This is a genomic window from Rothia sp. HSID18069 (genome assembly GCF_003989155.1).
Lineage (GTDB): Bacteria > Actinomycetota > Actinomycetes > Actinomycetales > Micrococcaceae > Rothia > Rothia aeria.
In genome coordinates this window covers 353609-371896 of record NZ_RBMG01000002.1, presented here as the reverse complement: position 1 = coordinate 371896, position 18288 = coordinate 353609, and the positions used below count along the sequence as shown (strand labels likewise).

Genomic DNA, 18288 nt, shown 5'->3' with positions numbered 1-18288 from the left:
GGCATAAAAGAGCCTTTATGTGAATAAAGCGGCGAAAAACCCTCTTTATTCACATAAAGGCTCTTTTTAGCAGGGGGAACGGAGTTACATCTCGAAGATGCGCACATCCAGCTCTGCGGCGAGCAGCGGCTCCCAGGTTTTCACGGCGGTCCCGAAATGCTCGGTCGCCATATGCGCTTCGAGTGCCTGCTGTGATTCCCAACGCTCAATAAAAGCGAAGACGCGCGGTTCGCCCGCAGGGGTCTCACCGGTGGCGGGGCCGAAATCGTAGCTGATATTGCCCGCATCCTTGCGTGATGCCTCTACCAAAGCGGGGGTAGAAGCCAAAAACTCTTCAACATGCTCAGGCTTAACGGAAACACCTGCGTAAACACCAATCATGGGGTTCTCCTTCATGTGATAGCACAAAGTGGTTGTCCCTCAACTGTACCCTGTTTACGACATTGGGGCTGTTACCCCCCCAGGCATAGATGAGGGAAAGACACTTCGGATGCTTTCTATGGGGAGTCCCTAGTATAGGTAACTCATATTAGTTCTAAACCTTCAGGCCATGGGTGGGGTAATTATCTGCGAACACCTTCAGAACCGATTCGCTCACCGTAAAACCCTGCCCTGAACGTTTGCGTGCCCGAATCGGGCGACGATATAAAGGAATAAAGATACACGAATACCTGAGGGGAGAATCATGAGTTTAGGGGGTGTGGGCACATGGCTATTACACCAGCGAACATTAAGCGGTGCACATTAACGTGGGATGCGCCGGATTACAGTACGTCGTACCCCGCAGGGTACACGGAGCGCGGGGTGGCGGTGATCGCTGTTGCGGAAGAAGCCCAACAGGCGCAGGGGTTTTGTTACAGCTCAACCGCGACCTTAGTGTATGTGTCTAAAGAGAGCGGGGAACGTATCCCCCTGAATACTGAACCGATCTTGGGTGAGCACGCCCATTCCCTCATGGAGCCTTGCGAAGTGGTGCACACCAAAATGCTGGGCCGTGCGGTGCTTGAGGCGTGGGAGCTGATCCCCCCGCCGCTGACGGAGAACCTGGTGACGGTTGCAGCGGAGAGGCGCTACCTGAAGCAGCTATTCCGTCAGTTTGACCACCTTAAATGCATCCTGGAATACCGTGCGTTTGAGAAGGTTCTTGACCCTTACGATAACCACTCCTTAGGGGAGGTCCATGTGCGGCTCGCGGGCACTGCGGCGGGTAAGCTCATGGAGGGGTTTATTGAGGTGGCCAGGCGCAATACGGAGCGTATGCTCACCGATGCGCTCACCGAGAAACCGGAAGAGCAGCTGGTGGAGTATAACGTGTTCACGGACTGTTCGTTCCGTTCCACCCATAATAAGAAGTACTCGCGCGGCGGCCGGATGGGTATTGCGGGCGTTAGTGAAGACGGCTTCTATTTTCATACTCATTATGACGCGGTGAACATTATGACCGGGGAACTTTCGGCGATGCTCACCGCGTTTCACGTATTTTATACGGGCGGACGCCGCCTGGTGATTAATACTGATTCACTGGGTGCGCTCACGTTTGTGCTGCGGCTGGCTCATAGCCGCTGGAGCTTTGAGAGGTGGGCCCGTGAGGGGGTTCAGGATGAGCGGGTTATCACTGAGATGACGCGCCTGACTGAGGCGATCCGCTCACGCCGGGTGATTGTGAAGCACGTGCCGGGTCATACGGGTCATGGGCTGCAGGAGAGCAGCGATTCGGTGTCGAAAATGCACCGGCATTTTCCGGGTCAGGTGGTTGATAAGCGGCATATTCTGGAGTTTAACCAGCGGTGTGAGTCGATCATTACGGCCCTGTCTGGGTGCGATAAGGCTGTACGTCTGCCCAGCCCCGAATGGCTGTACGTGCGCCCTTCAACTATTCACATGGGTAACCGCTTGTGGCGTTAAGCTGACACGCCGTGCAGAACGGGAAATTGGCGTGGCGGGTCTGTGCTGCTGGTGTGATTACAGCAGCGATGACCAGAGCCGGCAGATATTTTCGGTGACTTTAATGCGCTGCGGGCGTGAGGACCACGGGCCGTAGCGCAGTTCCGTGCAGATACTTTCGTAGGTTCGTGCAACGTCGGCGAGTGCATCCACCATAGCGGTGTCTGCGATAAAGGTTGATACTTCGAGGTTGAGCGAGAATGAGCGGGGGTCCATATTCGAGGAGCCGATAAATGCCATTTCGTCATCTACGTACATGAACTTGGAGTGCAGTACCGTGGGGCTGGGGTATTGCAGAATGCGTACCCCGGATTGCAGCAGCGTCTCGTAGTAGGAGCGCTGCGCCATATTGGGGAGGAACTGGTCGCCTTTTTCGCAGACGATCACGGTGGTTTCGATGCCTGAGAATGCTGCGTTGGTGAGTGCCTGCAGCAGGGTTTCGTCGGGTACGAAGTAGGGCGAGCAGATGGTAATGCGTTTTTCTGCGTTGTAGATCATGTAGTTGATTAGGCGCAGGTTGTTTTCCGTCTCAAACCCGGGGCCGGAGGGAACTACTTGGGCGCGCATCGAGCCTGGAACGTAGGGGATTTTCTCCTCAATTTCTTCGAGGATCAGCTGGTTTGTTTCGGAGTACCAGTCGGAGACGAATACCGCGTTGAGCTCTTCGACGATGGGACCGGTGCATGAGAAGGTGAGGTCTTTCCACTCCAGACCTTTACGCACGTTTTCTTTGAGGTCGTAGGAGCGGTGGATGGCGTTTTGCGAGCCCGAGAATGCCACTGCGCCGTCGATCACAAGGACTTTACGGTGGTTGCGCAGGTCGGGGCGCTGCCATTGCAGCCGCCAGGGTTTGATGGGCAGCATCAGGCGCCATTCGATGCCCGATTCGTTGAGCATTTTTGTCAGCTGCCGGTATGAGGGGTATTTGCGCGAGCCGATATGGTCGATGAGCACGCGCACCCGCACGCCACGTTTTTGGGCGGCGAAGAGGGCATCCCAGAGTACTTTGGAGGCTTCGTCGTAGGCGGTGATGTAGAACTCGAAGTGAACGTACCGCTGGGCTTTGTTGACTTCCTGCGCCATGATGCGCATGGCTTCGTGGTTGTCGTTGTGCAGGGTGAAGGAGTTCCCGCCGACGAGGGGGAGCGAACCGAGCTTGTAGTTGAGTTGGCTGGCGACCAGGGTTGCTTCGTTGAGCCCGTCGGAGTCGGTGAGCTGTGGGGTGCCGCCGGTGGTCTCGCGGATCAGGTCGTTCATGGCGTGCTGCCGGGCTCGCCGGTATTGCGGAAGGTGAGAGGACCCGAAAATCAGGAAGGCTAGGAACCCGATGAACGGGATGAAGAAGATAGCCATGAGCCAGCCGAGTGCGACCACGGGCTTGCGGTTGTAGGGCAGCCAGAATAGGGACAGCACACGGATGCTCAGGTCTGCGAAGAACAGAATAATCCTGAGCCAATCGGGTAGGAAGTCGAGGTATCCGGTTGAAAAAAAGTTCACCCTATTATTATGCCTAGCATCTTGTCTTCTGTGGGGGAGAGACAGGACACGCCGTGTCGCCTGCATAGTGCAGTTGTGCAAAAAATGCAGAAATGCAATAATTGCAGTTATGCAAAAACCTGAGCCGAGTCGCACCGAGACAAGCCTGCGTGAACGCCGCCGCGAACGCACCTGGGTGAACATTCACGAAACCGCCCTGCGCTTAGCCCGCCAGCACGGCATGCGCGGCAGCACCGTCGAAGACATCGCGGCGGAAGCCGGAATCTCGCCCCGCACCTTCTTCAACTACTTCGGAACTAAAGAGGATGCGGTGCTCGGCCTGCGCGCCCCCGCCATCACCGACGACCTGCTCGCCAGCGACCGGGCGCACGAAAACGACAACCTCATCGTGCGTATCACCCATCTGCTGCTGTACATCGTGCGGCACAGCTTCAACTTTGCCAATCACGCAAAATTCCGGGAGCGCATCGACGAATTCCCCGAATTTAGGCACCGGCTGAAGGTACACCATATCAACTGCGAACAGGTGCTCATCGACTATCTCAATACCGTCGATTGGGATGCCTTCAATGCCGCAGGAAGGCGCGGCCCCTTCACCGCCCGCCCCGAGAATATGCCGCCGACAGAAATTGCCGAAGAACGCACCCGTGCCACGGTCCAGCTTGCATCTGCAGTGCTGCGGCAGCTGCACTTCGCCAAGGATATTGCCGACGAAGACGAGGTCGAGCGGCGCATCCACAACACCGTCAAAACTTTTCAAGCCCTGCTGAAGGAAAACTAGGAATGACGTCGCACTCAGACAAACCCGCTGAAGCCACCACGGCTGAAGCTAGAAAAAATCAAATAGCGCTCATGTTCTCCGGCTTGGTCATCGTGATGCTCATGTCGGCACTGAACCAAACCATCCTCGCACCCTCACTGCCGACCATCGTGGGCGAACTGCATGGCGTGGAGCATATGAGCTGGGTGATTGCCACCTTTATCTTGCTCTCCACCATCACCATGCCGGTGTACGGCAAACTCTCCGACCAGTTCGGGCGTAAACCCTTCCTGATTTTTGCCATCCTCTCCTTCATGACGGGATCTATCATCGGCGCGCTCGCTCCCGATATGACCTGGCTGATCGTCGCCCGTGCACTCCAGGGAGTCGGCGGTGGCGGCCTCATGATTCTCTCCCAATCCGTGGTCGCAGACGTGATCCCCGCCCGCGAACGCGGTAAATACATGGGTATCATCGGCGGCGTCTTCGCCTTCTCCTCGGTCGCCGGACCGCTCATCGGCGGGTGGATCACCGAAGGCCCCGGCTGGCGTTGGGCATTCTGGCTTAACCTGCCGCTTGCCATACTCTCAATCTTTGCCGTCATTTTTCTGCTCCCACACACCGCGCTCAAAGACCGCGAAAAGCGGCAGATCGACTACCTGGGCAGTATTATTCTCATGGCAGGAACCAGCGCGCTCGTGCTCGCCACCATCTGGGGCGGCAATCAGTACGCCTGGAACTCCCCGCAGATTATTGGGCTTCTCATCGCATCCGCCGTCGCGGCCCTGATCTTCATTCCGGTTGAAAACCGCGCCGCAGAGCCGATCATGCCCATGTACCTCTTCACCAACCGCAACTTCCTGCTCACCCTGGGCGCCTCTCTCGCCCTCGGTGTTGCCATGTTCGGTGCCGTCGAGTACATCCCCACCTACCTGCAAATGTCCCTGGGCGTGAGCGCAACCGTGGCGGGTCTGCTCATGATTCCCCTCATGGGCGCCCTGCTCGTGGTCTCCATTATTACCGGACGGCTGGTCTCCGCACGCGGCAAATACAAGGCATACGTGGTCACCGGTACCGCACTCGTGGCGCTTGGGCTCTACCTAATCTCCACCATCACCCCGAGCACCCCCACCTGGATCTTCTGCAGCTATATGGCGGTCATGGGCGCGGGCCTAGGCATGTCGATGCAGTTCCTCACCCTCATCGTGCAAAACGCCTTCCCCGTCACCGTCGTAGGAACCGCCACCGCGGCAAACAACTTCTTCCGCCAGGTCGGCTCAACCGTGGGTGCATCACTCGTGGGCGGCCTGTTTACCTCACGCCTGAGCAGCCTGCTCAGTGAACGAATGCCCGCGCAAGCAGTAGCCTCGGCGGGGGAACACGGAACCTCCTCCCTGACTCCCGAGCTCGTCAGTCGGATTCCTGAGCCGATTCACGGCATTATCGTGAACGCCTACAATGATGCCCTGATCCCGCTTTTCCTCTACCTGGCACCACTCGGGCTAATCTCCGCGCTTCTGCTTCTCTTCATTCGTGAGGATGCGCTCGCCACCACTATCGAAACGCACACCACTACCGATGTGGCGCGTTCGGCAACCGGTGCCATTGAGGTAATCACGCCCGAAATGGCGGCGAAAGATGCCGAATGCCTGAAGAAGATGCAGGGTGAATCGCGCACTGTGTTCGGCCCGGAACTTGCCGATGGTGCATCCGATGCACCGGCGAAAACCGAGCTTCGTACCGAGAGGCAAAAGAATACGGATGCTCCTTCGCGCGGCACCAAGCCCTAACGGCTTCTTAGGTAACCCTATACAGTTATTCCCCTCTCACGCTATGCTGGAGGGGAATAACTGTTAACCCCCTCACACGGGATGCGGGTCCCCTTCGTCGCTGAACGCCAGCCCGCATGCGCCATCCACAGGAGGACCTATGAAGATTCTGCTCCCTACCTCAATTACGCTCGACGAAGAGAAACTAGGGCTTGAACCCGGCGATATTGTGCGGCACTACAACCCCACGGAGCCTATCGCCGAGGAAGATACCGATGCCGAAGTTCTGATTGCCTGGGCGAATACCGCCGATCAGCTCGCGGATTCCGCCCGCCGTATGAAAAATGTGGGGCTTATCCAGGCGCTTCTTGCGGGGCCAGATGCGGTACGCGCGGCGGGCTTCACCCCCAATGCCGCCATCTGTGCAGGCGTGGGTCTGCACTCGAAAACCGTTGCGGAACATGCACTCGCGCTGACCCTGAACTTCGTGCGTTTCTTGCCGACGCTGGCGCAGGCGACGGTCGAGCATCGTTGGGCTGAGGAGCTAGGCGGCGCGCAGGAACTTCATCCGAAAGACCAGGTCACAACCCTGCTTGATGCCAATGTGCTCGTGTGGGGCTTCGGCTCGATTGGCCAAGAGACCGCGCGGCTCTTCAAGGCTTTCGGCGCGAACGTAACCGGCGTTGCACAGAGCGCGGGGAAGCGCTCCGGATTCCCGGTGATTGCGACCGAACAAATTGATGAATACCTGCCGACGACGGATATTCTCGTGATGGTGCTTCCCACCAGCGATTCGACCTTCAAGGTGCTTGATGCCCACAAGCTGCAGCTGCTGCCCAAGCGCGCCTACCTGGTTAATGTGGGGCGCGGTACCACTGTTGATGAGGATGCACTCGTCGCCGCCCTGAATTCCGGCTCGATTGCGGGCGCTGCGCTGGACGTGACGGCAACCGAACCGCTCCCCTCCGATTCGCCCCTGTGGGATGCGAAGAATATCGTGATTACCCCGCATGCCGCCGGTGGTCGCCCCGTAAATCCGGAGGAACTGATCGCCCACAATATTCGTGCCTTCCGCACCGGTGCTGCTGCGAGCGAGTACCGTAACCGGTTCTGAGTTCACTGCTGGGAAGTACAGCCCCGTAGACTCTGCCCTGCACCGATGATGCAGAGTTTACGGGACTTCCCATATCTTAGGTTCTCCTAAATTTCAAGAGGTATGCTGCTACAGTGTCGTGGTTTTCCTCTTTTTTAAGTGGGGATCGGTGGATTTTTGGGGTGTATTGGCCCTTAAGACACGCTTTATGACGGTCGAAAACCCGCAATATGCATTATTGTGTAAATTTTTCGTAACAATTTTTAACTCCGCTAGTTCTGTGGGGAAAATCGTTGCTGCATCACCCGAAGAAGTCTCTGAACGCAGCGGTGGCGGTGCAAAACGCAAATGTGGGTTTGGTGGATAGATAGAGGACTATATAAGATAAAGTAACTGTAATCCTAGTGACAACAGTCACGGGGTTATTTTGACATTGGAAGTCATTACACACATGCCTACGACACCGAATATTCGAGGAGGGGAGCCGTCCCATGTTTAGGTACGTCCTCCAACGCTCGCTCACGTATCTCGTCATGGTGTTCATTACTACCACGATGGGCTATTTCGCGGCGGTTATTACCCTTCAGCCTGCGCTGCTTGAGCAGGAAAAAATTCCCAGGCCGACCCCAGAGCAGGTTCAACGTAACTTTGCCTCTTTAGGCCTTGACCCGAGCAAAAGCGCTTGGGACCGTTATATCGAGTGGTTGACCAATGTTGTGACCAAATTCGATTGGGGCCGCAGCCCCAACGGCGCGTATGTGAACGAAGAATTCGGCCAGCGCGTCTGGGTTTCTTTCCGCCTGATGATTGCCGCAACCATTTTGACGATTGTTATTGGTGTGGCACTTGGCGTATTCACGGCAGCTCGCCAGTACAAACTTTCTGACCGCGTAATTACCAGCTACTCCTACCTGGTGTACATTATTCCCGCGCCCGTGGCATACTTCGTGGTGCAGCAGGGAGCGACCGCCATTAACAGCATTGTGGTTGAAAACGGCGGCGAAAAGATTTTCTACGTAACCGGTATTTCCTCTCCTGGGGTGACGGGCTTCTGGGATACCACCGTTGATTTGGCGGCACATTATGTGGTACCCACCTTCTGTATGACCGTATTGGGCTGGTCAGCCTACCAGATCGCTCAGCGCCAGTACCTCTTGGATAACGTCAATGCCGACTTTGTTCGTACTGCCCGCGCGAAGGGCCTGACCCGTAACCAGGCGATTACCCGCCATGCCCTGCGTGTGTCTTTTATTCCTGTCGCGCAGTCTATCGCCTACCAGGTACCCGCGATTTTTGCCGGTGCTTTCTTCGCCGAGACAATCTTTGCTTGGCCCGGTATCGGTAAATGGTCGATTGACGCTATTAGCCAGCAGGATGTGAACGCCGCGACCGCAACGTTGGCTTACGGTTCCGTTCTCTTCGCCATCGGCGCTATTATCGCCGATATTGCCACCAGTATCGTTGACCCCCGAGTGAGGATCTCATGAGCCAGGTAACTGAAACTCAAACCATTTCGGTGGTGAAAGGCGATGACTTTAAAGTCATCAATAAGAAGGTCATTATTCTGCGCCGTTTTATGCGAAACAAGCTGGCGGTGTTTGGCCTGGGGCTTTTCGTGTTGATGTTCCTGTTCGGAATGTTCGGCCAGTACCTCACCTCGTACACCCCCACCCAGATTGACTATCTGGCTTTGGGTGAGGAACCCAGTACTACCCACTTCTTTGGCACCAACGCAGCTGGCAACGACCTCTACGCCCAAATGGTTGAGGGCGTTCGTGTCTCGCTCTTAATCGGTGTGGTTGTGGGCACTACCTCCATCGCTATTTCCGCAGTGTACGGCTGTATTATGGCGTACTTTGGCGGTTGGATTGATAAAGTCATGCTTTTCATTCTGGAAGTCATGATTATGGTTCCTTCGCTGCTGATTCTGGCAATCGCGATGAACAGCGGCATTGGTAAAGAGATCCAGAAAAATGTTCCCGCGTGGATCGTACTTTCTGCTGTGCTCATTATCTTTAACTGGATGTCCCCGGCTCGTCTGATTCGTGCAATGGGCCAGTCTTTGATTGGCCGCGACTACGTCAAGGGCGCTCGGTATATGGGTGTTCATCCATTCAAAATTGTGCTGCGCCACCTCATCCCGAATATTGGTTCGCTGCTGGTGCTCGAATTTACACGTGGCATTATGTACGCTGTGCTGGCTGAGGTTGTTTACTCCTTTATTGGTATCGGCATCCGCTACCCGAACTACTCACTGGGCTCGCTCATTGCCGAGGCAGCAGCACAGATTAACACTCTGCCGCATATGTTCTGGTTCCCCATTATTTTCTTCTTCCTTATTGTGGCCCCGTTGGCGTTTATGAACGACGGTTTGCGTGATGCCTTCGACCCGACCTCCATGTCTGTTGGTTCAGTTAAGAACAGGAAGAAAAACAAGAAAGCTCAGAAGATCAAAACCGTAAAACCGGCTGAGTCCCTCACCACAGCAGAATCTGATACTTCGGAGTCTGAGACCAAGAAAGAGGAGGTAAAGAACTCATGAGCACCTCTCCTGTTCTGAGCGTCAAAGACCTCAATGTCCGTTTCAATACTGAAAACGGCGTGGTGCACGCGGTGCGCGGCGTGAATTTTGACCTGTATGCCGGTAAAACCCTCGGTATTGTGGGTGAGTCTGGTTCGGGTAAGTCAGTGGCGTCGATGGCGATTATGGGCTTGCACCCTACGACAGCTGATATCACCGGGTCTATTAAGTACAACGGCAACGAGCTGCTGGGGCTGAGCGATAAGGAAATGTGTGAGTACCGTGGCAAGCACATCTCCATGATTTTTCAGGACCCGCTCTCATCGCTCACTCCGGTGTATACCATTGGACAGCAGATTGCTGAAGTTCTGAAGATCCACAATAAGGGCATGAGCAAGCAGGCGATTAAAGATCGCTCGATCGAGCTAATGCGTCTGGTGGGTATTCCTTCCCCAGCGGATCGTCTGCGTTCGTACCCGCACGAGTTTTCGGGCGGTATGCGCCAGCGCATTATGATTGCAATGGCCATTGCGAATGACCCGCGTGTTCTGATCGCCGATGAGCCCACCACTGCACTGGATGTGACCATTCAGGCGCAGGTGCTTGAGGTGATAGATAAGGCGCAGGACGAAACGGGCGCAGCAACCATTATGATTACCCACGATTTGGGTGTCGTTGCCGGTATGGCGGACGATATTCTGGTGATGTACGCGGGTAAACCGGTCGAAATCGCGAAGGCCGAGGATCTGTATAAGTACCCCAGCCACCCGTACACCATTGGCCTGCTGGGTGCGGTCCCACGTGTAGACCGTTCGCAGAAGATGTCGCTGGTGCCGATTGAGGGCACCCCGCCGAACCTGATTAACCCGGTGGAGCGTTGTTCGTTCCGCGACCGCTGCCCTGTTGCTAAGAGTGGGGGCCAGTGCTGTAAGGATGAGGCTGGCGAGCCTGAGCTGATGCCGCTTGACGGCGCGGGTGAGGGGCACCTGTCATCGTGCAGCATATCCCAGGATCTGATCAGTAAGACGGCTGATGAGCTGTACTCGATCCCTGAAACCCCTGTGTCGAAGTTTGACGGTATTCCGCGTGAAGAGCGTGCTCCGGTGCTTGAGGTGCGCAACGTGAAGAAACACTTCCCGCTCATGAAGGGCTCACTTATTAAGAAACGTGTGGGCACCGTGAAAGCGGTTAATGGTGTTACTTTCGATATCCGCGAGGGCGAGTGCTTCTCTATTGTGGGCGAGTCGGGGTGCGGTAAGACTACCACCCTGCTGGAAATCATGGAGTTCAGCAAGAACACTGACGGCGAGATTCTTATTAACGGCACCTCCACGAAGGATAGCAAGTCGGCTAGTGAGATCCTGAAGCTGCGTAAGAACCAGCAGATGGTGTTCCAAGACCCCACCGGCGCGCTGGATCCGCGTTTTACGGTGTACGAGGTGCTGGCTGAGCCCCTTGAAAACCAGGGGATGAAACGTGCGGATATTAAGAAGCGCGTGATTGAGCTGATGCGGATTGTGGGTCTGCAGCCGGATCATGTGAACCGCTTCCCGAACCAGTTCTCTGGCGGTCAGCGTCAGCGTATCGGTATTGCCCGTGCACTGGCGGTGAACCCGAAACTTGTGGTGCTGGATGAGCCTGTTTCGGCGCTGGACGTTTCCGTTCAGGCGGGTGTTATTAACCTGCTGGAGAAGCTTCGCGCCGAGCTGGGGCTCAGCTACCTGATGGTGGCCCACGACCTTGCCGTGATCCGCCATGCCTCTGACCGTGTTGCGGTCATGTACCTGGGGCGTATTGTTGAGATTGGTAGCGTGGACGAGGTGTTCGATAACCCGGTTCACCCGTATACCAAGGCTTTGCTGTCGGCTATCCCCGTGCCAGACCCAGAGGTTGAGGCGAAGCGTGAGCGCACCATGCTGGAGGGCGATCTGCCGACTCCGGTGAATGCACCGGTGGGCTGTGGCTTCTCTAGTCGTTGCCCTGTCTTCAAGCTGTTGCCTGAGGATAAGCAGAAGGTGTGCCTTGAGAAACTGCCTGAGCTTGAGCCTGTTGAAGGTCAGGACCACGCATATGCTTGCTACTTCCCCGAGGGCGTTTCTCAGGCATCTCCTGAGGACGTTGCTCAGGCGGCGTAGCTTTAGAGTCGGCTTTGTCGTAAGCCGCATGTGAGCTGAGGGGCGGACACCAGATGGTGACCGCCCCTCGGTGCGTTTTCAGCATGAGATGGGGAAGAGATGCTAGAAATGACGGTACTGTGACGCTGAATGAGTGTTCTTTGGGTCGCTGAGGACACTAAGAAGCAGCAATAATTACGTCATAAATACTGATAACACAGGAATCTTGTGAATATATATGCGAAATGTATATTTTTTTATCCATTAAGAGGCAATCCGTGTTCCCTCAGGGCAAAATTGTGGTGTAAGATACTAGACTAAGACCAGGTGCTGTAGTTCAGCACACAGAACGTGCACCTGGTTGATTCGTCAGGCACTCGATGGTACGAGTGCATTAGTGAAAGTTGGGCGATAACTATGGAGAAGCAGTATATCTTCAACCGCCGCACCCTGCTTGGTGGCGCGGCTGCAACAACTACTGTGGGCCTGTTGGCTGCGTGTGGCGGTAAGAAAGAAGAAGAAAAGGTCAAGTCTGCTGGCAAGGGAGCTAAAGTAGAAGACCTGTACGATATCAATGCCCACCCGGTCTCAGATTTGAAACAGGGCGGGGAAGTTCGTCTCCCCCTGGGCTCTATCGGGCCTGATTTCAATGTCTACTCAACCGGCGGTAGTAGCAGCGATACGTATACTGCAATGAGTACACTTTATGCGGCTGGCTTGTGGTCTTCGTTGCCTAACGGCACTCTCGAACTGAATAAGGATTTTGCTGTATCTTTCGACCCGAAAGAGGAAAACGGTAAAACCGTTGTGTACGTGGCGGTGAACCCCAAAGCTAAGTTTAACGATGGTACTCCCATGGACTACAAGGCGCTGCAGGCAACGTGGCAGATCCTTAAGAGCACAGAGGGAGATTTCAAGATCGTTACCAGCGGTATTTATGGCAGCGTTGAGAAAGTCGAACGTGACGGCGATGACTTCAAGGTCAAGGTAACGATGACTTCCCCCTACTATCCGCTTAATGAGCTGTTCGCCTCTATTTTGCACCCCAAAATGGCTGACCCAAAAGTCTTTAATGATGGGTTCGTGAATAACCCGCACCCTGAGTTTGGGTGTGGTCCGTTTAAGCTCGCTGATAAAGGCTGGAACTCTACTGAGAACACTTTTACCGTGGTGCCGAATGAGAAATGGTGGGGCGAGAAGCCTGTACTGGATCGCATCATTTTCCGCACCCTCGAAGCTAGCGCGGAGCGTGCGGCCTTTAAGAACGGTGAGATTGATGTAGCCTCAGCACGTACGTCTACCGCATATGCTGAAGTGAAAAACGTTGCAAACGCTGAACTGCGTAAGGGACAGCGGTTGTTCTCAGGTGGGTTGAACCTGAACCCCAAGCGTATTGAAGATGCGAAGGTTCGTAAGGCAATTTTTATTGGCACCAACCGTGAGGCGCTTGCCAAAATCCGTTTCCAAGGCTTGCCGTGGGAGGAGCAACTGCCAGGGTCAAGGTTGTACCTGCCTTTCGAGGAGTATTATGAGGATAATTTCCCGAAAGCAGATGGTGACGCGAAAGCTGCCGCCCAGAAAATTCTGGAAGATGCCGGATATAAGAAAGACGGTGAATTCTACGCCAAGAATGGTAAGCAGCTGAGCTATAAGATCTCAATCTTTGGCGACGACCCGGTGAATAACAGCATGGCTCAGACCTTCGTTCAGAATATGAAAGAACTGGGGATTAACTTTAGTGTAAATAGCCGCGCATCCAGTGAATTCTCGAAGGCTATCCCTGCACGTGACTACGATACAACGTTCTCAGGGTTTGGGATTAGCACTGCAGACGGTACTTCTGCTACCAAGCAGTTCTATTATTCGAAGGATAATGAGGGCATAGGCTCGGAAGAAATCGACAAGATGATTGAGAAGATGCTCGTCATCAAGGACGATAAAGAACGGAACAAGAAGTGCAACGAGATTGAGAAGAAGCACATGGATGAGATCTCGACTGTGGGCACTGTATTTAACGGTCCCGACTTTATGATGTGCAAGAAGGGGTTGGCCAACTACGGTCCTTCTCTTTTCCAAACCACTGATTGGGCGAAGGTCGGCTGGCTGAAGTAAACATCCAATAGCTCCATTTCATAGAGGGTGTGGTTTCCTATTTGTTGGGAATGCCACACCCTCTTGTGGTGTCTTGAACGTGTACTTTCTGCAGAAGATCGTGTGGGGAGGAAACAGTCCTTCGGCTGCTCGGAGGGTAGAAAAGCCAAAATATGCATACAATGAATATTGTAAATGAAGGAATATTACGTATAAATATTCATATATACTGTTAAATATCCCACAAAATCTGCTTTTTCTGCCACAACCATAAAATGCGGGTGTAAGGTACTGAGATATAACCTGAACTTATAGCTTAACTTTGGATAAGTCCAAACCCGTAAAGCATATAATCCGGGTGACGCACCGGAGCACTTGGTGCAGCAAATGAACTTGTAGACGTGAGGCAATAGCTATGCAGAAACAGTACATCTTCAACCGCCGCACCTTGCTGGGCGCTGCAGCCGCAACGACTACCGTAGGCTTGTTGGCTGCCTGCGGCGGCTCGAAGAAAGAGGATAAGGTTAAAGCACCCGGTAAAGACGCTAAGTCTGAGGAACTGTACAATATCAATTCGCATCCGGTGTCTGACTTGAAGCAGGGCGGTGAGGTGCGTATCCCCCTGGGGTCCCTTGGGCCGGATTTCAATACCTATTCAACAAGCGGAGATTCCTACGACACGCAGATTGCGATGAGCTCAATCCGTGCAGCGGGACTGTGGAATATTACGCACCTAGGAAAATATGAGCTGAATAAGGATTTTGCCCTCTCCTTCAAACCTGCAGAAGAGGGTGGTAAAGACGTCGTTTACATTGAGCTGAATCCCAAGGCAAAGTTCAACGATGGCACCCCTATTGATTACAAAGCGTTGCAGTCCACCTGGAAGATACGCAAGAGCTCCGACGGTGACTACAATATTGTCAGCTCAGGTATCTATGAGTATATTGAGAGCGTCGAAAACAACGGGGACAACTTTAAGGTAAAGGTCACTATGGCCAAACCATACTACCCGTTAAACGAGATGTTCGATGCGATTTTCCACCCCGGCATGGAAGACCCGAAAGTTTTCAACGACGGGTTTGTGAATAACCCGCACCCTGAGTTTGGGTGCGGCCCGTTTAAGTTGGCTGATAAAGGCTGGAACTCTACCGAAAACACCTTCACTATGGTGCCGAATGAGAAATGGTGGGGCGAGAAGCCCGTGCTTGACCGGGTGATTTTCCGGGGCTTGGAGGAAAGCGCGAAGGTTGCTGCCTTTAAGAACGGGGAGGTAGATGCAGTTGAGTCGCGCACCTCCACATCATATGCCGAACTGAAAAATACTGCGAACGCTGAGCTGCGCAAAGGTCAGCTGCTGTATGCGGGTGGTCTGAATTTGAACCCCAAACGGATTGAAGATGCAAAAGTGCGGAAAGCGATTTTCCTAGGTATTGATCGGAAGGCTCTTAGCAATATTGCCTTTCAGAATTTGCCGTACGAAGAAGACCCATCCGGCTCAATGCTGCACCTACCGTTCGAGGAGTATTACGAGGATAATTTCCCGAAGGCAGATGGGGACGCAAAATCTGCTGCCCAAAAGCTCTTAGAAGAAGCCGGATACACGAAGGACGGCGAGTACTACGCTAAGGGTGGTAAGCAGCTGCGGTATAAAATCACCGTGTTTGGCGATGACCCCAGTAAGAGCAGCATGGCGCGTAGTTTCGCTCAGACGATGAAGGAGATTGGCATTAACTTTGAGGTCGAAACTCGCGGTTCTGCGGAGTTCTCGAAAGTTACCGGCTCTAAAGAGTACGACATTATAGTATCGGGCTTTAGTCTCATCGGCGCGGATGGCACCGCTGCCACCAAGCAGTTCTACTACTCTAAAGAGAACGACGGTGTGGGTAATGCCGAGATCGACGCAATGATCGAAAAGATGGCGGTCATTAAAGACGACGCGGAGCGGAACAAGATGTGCAACCAGATTGAGAAGAAGCACATGGCTGAGGTCTCGACCATCGGCACAGTGTTTAACGGCCCCGACCTGATGATGTGCAAGAAAGAACTGGCGAACTACGGGCCTACCCTTTTCAAGCCCATTGAATGGGAAAAGGTCGGTTGGCTCAAGTAACAAGCTGTGTATTGCTTTTCCTGTAGGGGCTGGCTCTTCACCCATAGAAGCAGTCCGCTCCTACAGGTTTAATTTAGGCAGCTAGCAGTCACTGAGGTGCAGCCCATTGGTGCGGATGCGGTTCCACATTGTTTCATGCCAAAATCACCGAAGCTACTCTCATTAGCTTCTGGTGGGAGGGACCTCTTAGTGCCGTGTGAATGGCGGTGTGCGACCCATGCGGTATATTAATATGCGCCTTGCTATGAACCTAAAGTAAACATTAAGAACAAAGTTTCTTAAACAAATCAAAACACAGTAAAGCGTATTTTATGCCCTTAAGATATGCATGGTTGTGTGAATAAATCGGCAGCCTGGGTGCGCCACAGGTCACTTTACAGCTAAAATTGCCGCTATAATTAACTCCAAGAACTCTACTTCTTTGGGGCACCCCGCCCCACATCAGGCTATCTGTGTCCTCAATGATGACAGGCTCAAAGTAGCTAGCAGATGCCTTGCCCTACTTCGAACGCTAGGAGATTCGATGACGAACATGTCAATCAATCGGCGCACCCTGCTCACCGGCGCGGTTGCACTGGGGACCGTCGGTTTGCTTGCCGCATGCGGTGGTAATAAAAAGAACGAGACTAACTCTGCGCTTGGTGCTGGGGACGATATCTCAAAGGCCGTATCATTTAACCCCAAAGACCGTTCGGAACTCAAAGAAGGCGGCGAGCTACGTCTTGCTTTCGAGGGAATCCCTAAAAATTTTAACCCCTTCAACACCAACGGCTATACTTCAGGCGCCATCGCTATCCAAGCCGCTATGAACTCAGCGTACGCTGGCGGGTACAAGTATGACTATACGGGTAAGCCCAGCTTAAACACTGATTACATTACGGAGTACAAGGCTGAAACTAAGAACGGCGTTCAAACCGTTACCTTCAAGATCAACCCCAAGGCAAAGTTCAACGATGGTACCCCCATTGACATTGAATCGGTGCGTGCAGCCCACAGGATCTTTACAGCCCCTGCTGGTGAATACCAGGTAACCGACGCTCCCATGTGGAAGCAGGTAAAGAGCGTTGAAGAGAACGGTGACAAGTTCTCGGTCAAGGTCACTATGGAAAAGCCCTACTATCCTATTGACGGGGGATTCGTTATTTCCACCTTTATTCACCCTGCGCTGGTGGATAAGAAGCTTTTTAATGACGCGCTCGTCGACAAGCCTCTCGATAAGTACTGGGCAGGGCCTTTTAAGGTTGAGAACTGGGATGTTTCTCAGAACTCCTTGATCTTGACACGGAACGATAAGTGGTGGGGGCAGAAGCCTCTGCTGGAGAAAATCTCTATTCGTTCTCTGGGTGAGGCAGCCTCTTTGGCGGCATTCAAGAACAGCGAAATTGACGTAATCTCCGCCAGCTCGCAAAATGTCTATGCCGATGTATCAAAGATGTCAAATATTGATATTCGTAAGGGCAGCGCTCTGGGTGTCGGAGATTATGAACTTAACCCGGATAAGATTCCGCTGCCCGTCCGCAAAGCAATTGTGGCGGGTATCAACCGTGAGCAGATTCAGAAGATCCGATTCGAAAAGATCGGGTGGAACGAGAAAGCCCCCGGGTCTATGTGCTTCCTGCCCCTGCAGGAAGGCTACAAGGACAGCTACCCCACGGAGATCGGCGAGGACGTGGCAAAGAAAATCCTGGAGGACGCTGGCTATAAGAAGGACGGCGATTTCTACGCTAAGGACGGCAAGAAAGCGTCGTACGAGTTGTTCACCTTTGGGGATGACCAAGACGTCAAGACGACCTCACAGTTCTTCTCGGATCAGATGAAGAAGATCGGTATTGAGCTGAAGATAGTGAATCGTGCCAATTCTGAGCTGACGAAGGTCTCAACCGAAAGGTCTTACGGTATTAAGTCTGCCGGGTACGGCATCACCACCAACCCGGTAGATTCCGCATACTATTTCTACCGGTCCGAGATTAATAACGGACACGGTAAAGAACTCGATTCCCTCGCCGATAAGATGATGGCTACGGAAGATTATAAGAAACAGCTTGAAATAGCAACCGAGCTGGAGAAGCGTCACCTCGCCGAGGTAGCTATCTACATCCCCGTATATAACGGCCCCAACTACCAGGCGTGCAAGAAGGGGTTGGCAAACTACGGGCCTCGCCTGTTTGCTACTTCTGCATATGACCCGGATGTATGGATTAACGCTGGTTGGGAGAAGTAGCCTTTAGGCTAAGCACCTAAACCAGCCAAGCGGGGTCCACCATGTGTACATGGTGGGACCCCGTTTTATAGTGGGCCATTATATTCTAAGGAGGGCACTAGCGACCTTCTAGGGTTTCTTAGGCAACGGCCTCCACACACAGATAACGCCTTGCAAACCATCCCAAGA

The 18288-nt window shown here is 53.6% G+C and carries 13 protein-coding genes; 11 read left to right on the top strand and 2 right to left on the bottom strand.

Translation table 11 applies throughout. The features are described 5' to 3' along the window. Positions 1-84: 84 nt before the first annotated feature. Positions 85-381, bottom strand: coding sequence for a putative quinol monooxygenase (locus D8M41_RS07365; RefSeq protein ID WP_094758633.1), 297 nt, complete (start codon positions 379-381; stop codon positions 85-87). Positions 382-708: 327 nt separating this feature from the next. On the opposite strand from D8M41_RS07365, the gene D8M41_RS07360 reads away from it, so the two are divergent. Continuing rightward, complete coding sequence (locus tag D8M41_RS07360) at positions 709-1905, top strand: RNase H family protein (protein WP_094758635.1); 1197 nt, start codon at positions 709-711, stop codon at positions 1903-1905. A gap of 57 nt (positions 1906-1962) precedes the next feature. On the opposite strand, the gene cls is transcribed toward D8M41_RS07360, so the two are convergent. After that, a complete protein-coding gene (gene cls, locus D8M41_RS07355) occupies positions 1963-3441 on the bottom strand; it encodes a cardiolipin synthase (protein WP_037285659.1) in 1479 nt (492 codons plus the stop codon). Between the two features lie 109 nt (positions 3442-3550). Here cls and D8M41_RS07350 point away from each other — a divergent pair, with 109 nt between their 5' ends. The 10 genes from D8M41_RS07350 to D8M41_RS07310 all read left to right on the top strand — a co-directional run bounded on the left by D8M41_RS07350 (position 3551) and on the right by D8M41_RS07310 (position 18120). Then, the gene (locus D8M41_RS07350) at positions 3551-4222 is read left to right on the top strand and encodes a TetR/AcrR family transcriptional regulator (protein ID WP_006888639.1); all 672 of its coding nucleotides are present in this window, start codon (positions 3551-3553) and stop codon (positions 4220-4222) included. Positions 4223-4224: 2 nt separating this feature from the next. Continuing rightward, positions 4225-5991: an MDR family MFS transporter gene (locus D8M41_RS07345; RefSeq protein ID WP_006888378.1), complete on the top strand. Its 1767-nt coding sequence runs from the start codon at positions 4225-4227 to the stop codon at positions 5989-5991. Between the two features lie 139 nt (positions 5992-6130). Beyond that, a complete protein-coding gene (locus D8M41_RS07340; RefSeq protein WP_006888487.1) occupies positions 6131-7084 on the top strand; it encodes a phosphoglycerate dehydrogenase in 954 nt (317 codons plus the stop codon). A gap of 187 nt (positions 7085-7271) precedes the next feature. Continuing rightward, a complete protein-coding gene (locus tag D8M41_RS11575) occupies positions 7272-7430 on the top strand; it encodes a hypothetical protein (RefSeq protein ID WP_006888594.1) in 159 nt (52 codons plus the stop codon). 124 nt (positions 7431-7554) lie between these two features. Then, positions 7555-8550, top strand: coding sequence for an ABC transporter permease (locus D8M41_RS07335; protein WP_006888500.1), 996 nt, complete (start codon positions 7555-7557; stop codon positions 8548-8550). Then, the gene (locus D8M41_RS07330; RefSeq protein ID WP_006888615.1) at positions 8547-9605 is read left to right on the top strand and encodes an ABC transporter permease; all 1059 of its coding nucleotides are present in this window, start codon (positions 8547-8549) and stop codon (positions 9603-9605) included. The genes D8M41_RS07335 and D8M41_RS07330 overlap by 4 nt, the downstream gene beginning before the upstream one ends. Next, the gene (locus D8M41_RS07325) at positions 9602-11719 is read left to right on the top strand and encodes an ABC transporter ATP-binding protein (protein ID WP_126926699.1); all 2118 of its coding nucleotides are present in this window, start codon (positions 9602-9604) and stop codon (positions 11717-11719) included. Before D8M41_RS07330 ends, D8M41_RS07325 begins: the two co-directional genes overlap by 4 nt. A 396-nt stretch (positions 11720-12115) precedes the next feature. Next, positions 12116-13810 carry an ABC transporter family substrate-binding protein gene (locus tag D8M41_RS07320; RefSeq protein ID WP_023133626.1) on the top strand — a complete coding sequence of 565 codons (1695 nt, stop codon included), beginning with the start codon at positions 12116-12118 and terminating at the stop codon, positions 13808-13810. 394 nt (positions 13811-14204) lie between these two features. Next, a complete protein-coding gene (locus D8M41_RS07315; RefSeq protein WP_006888381.1) occupies positions 14205-15899 on the top strand; it encodes an ABC transporter family substrate-binding protein in 1695 nt (564 codons plus the stop codon). A 523-nt stretch (positions 15900-16422) separates the two neighbouring features. Then, the gene (locus D8M41_RS07310) at positions 16423-18120 is read left to right on the top strand and encodes an ABC transporter family substrate-binding protein (protein WP_006888627.1); all 1698 of its coding nucleotides are present in this window, start codon (positions 16423-16425) and stop codon (positions 18118-18120) included. Positions 18121-18288: the final 168 nt, after the last annotated feature.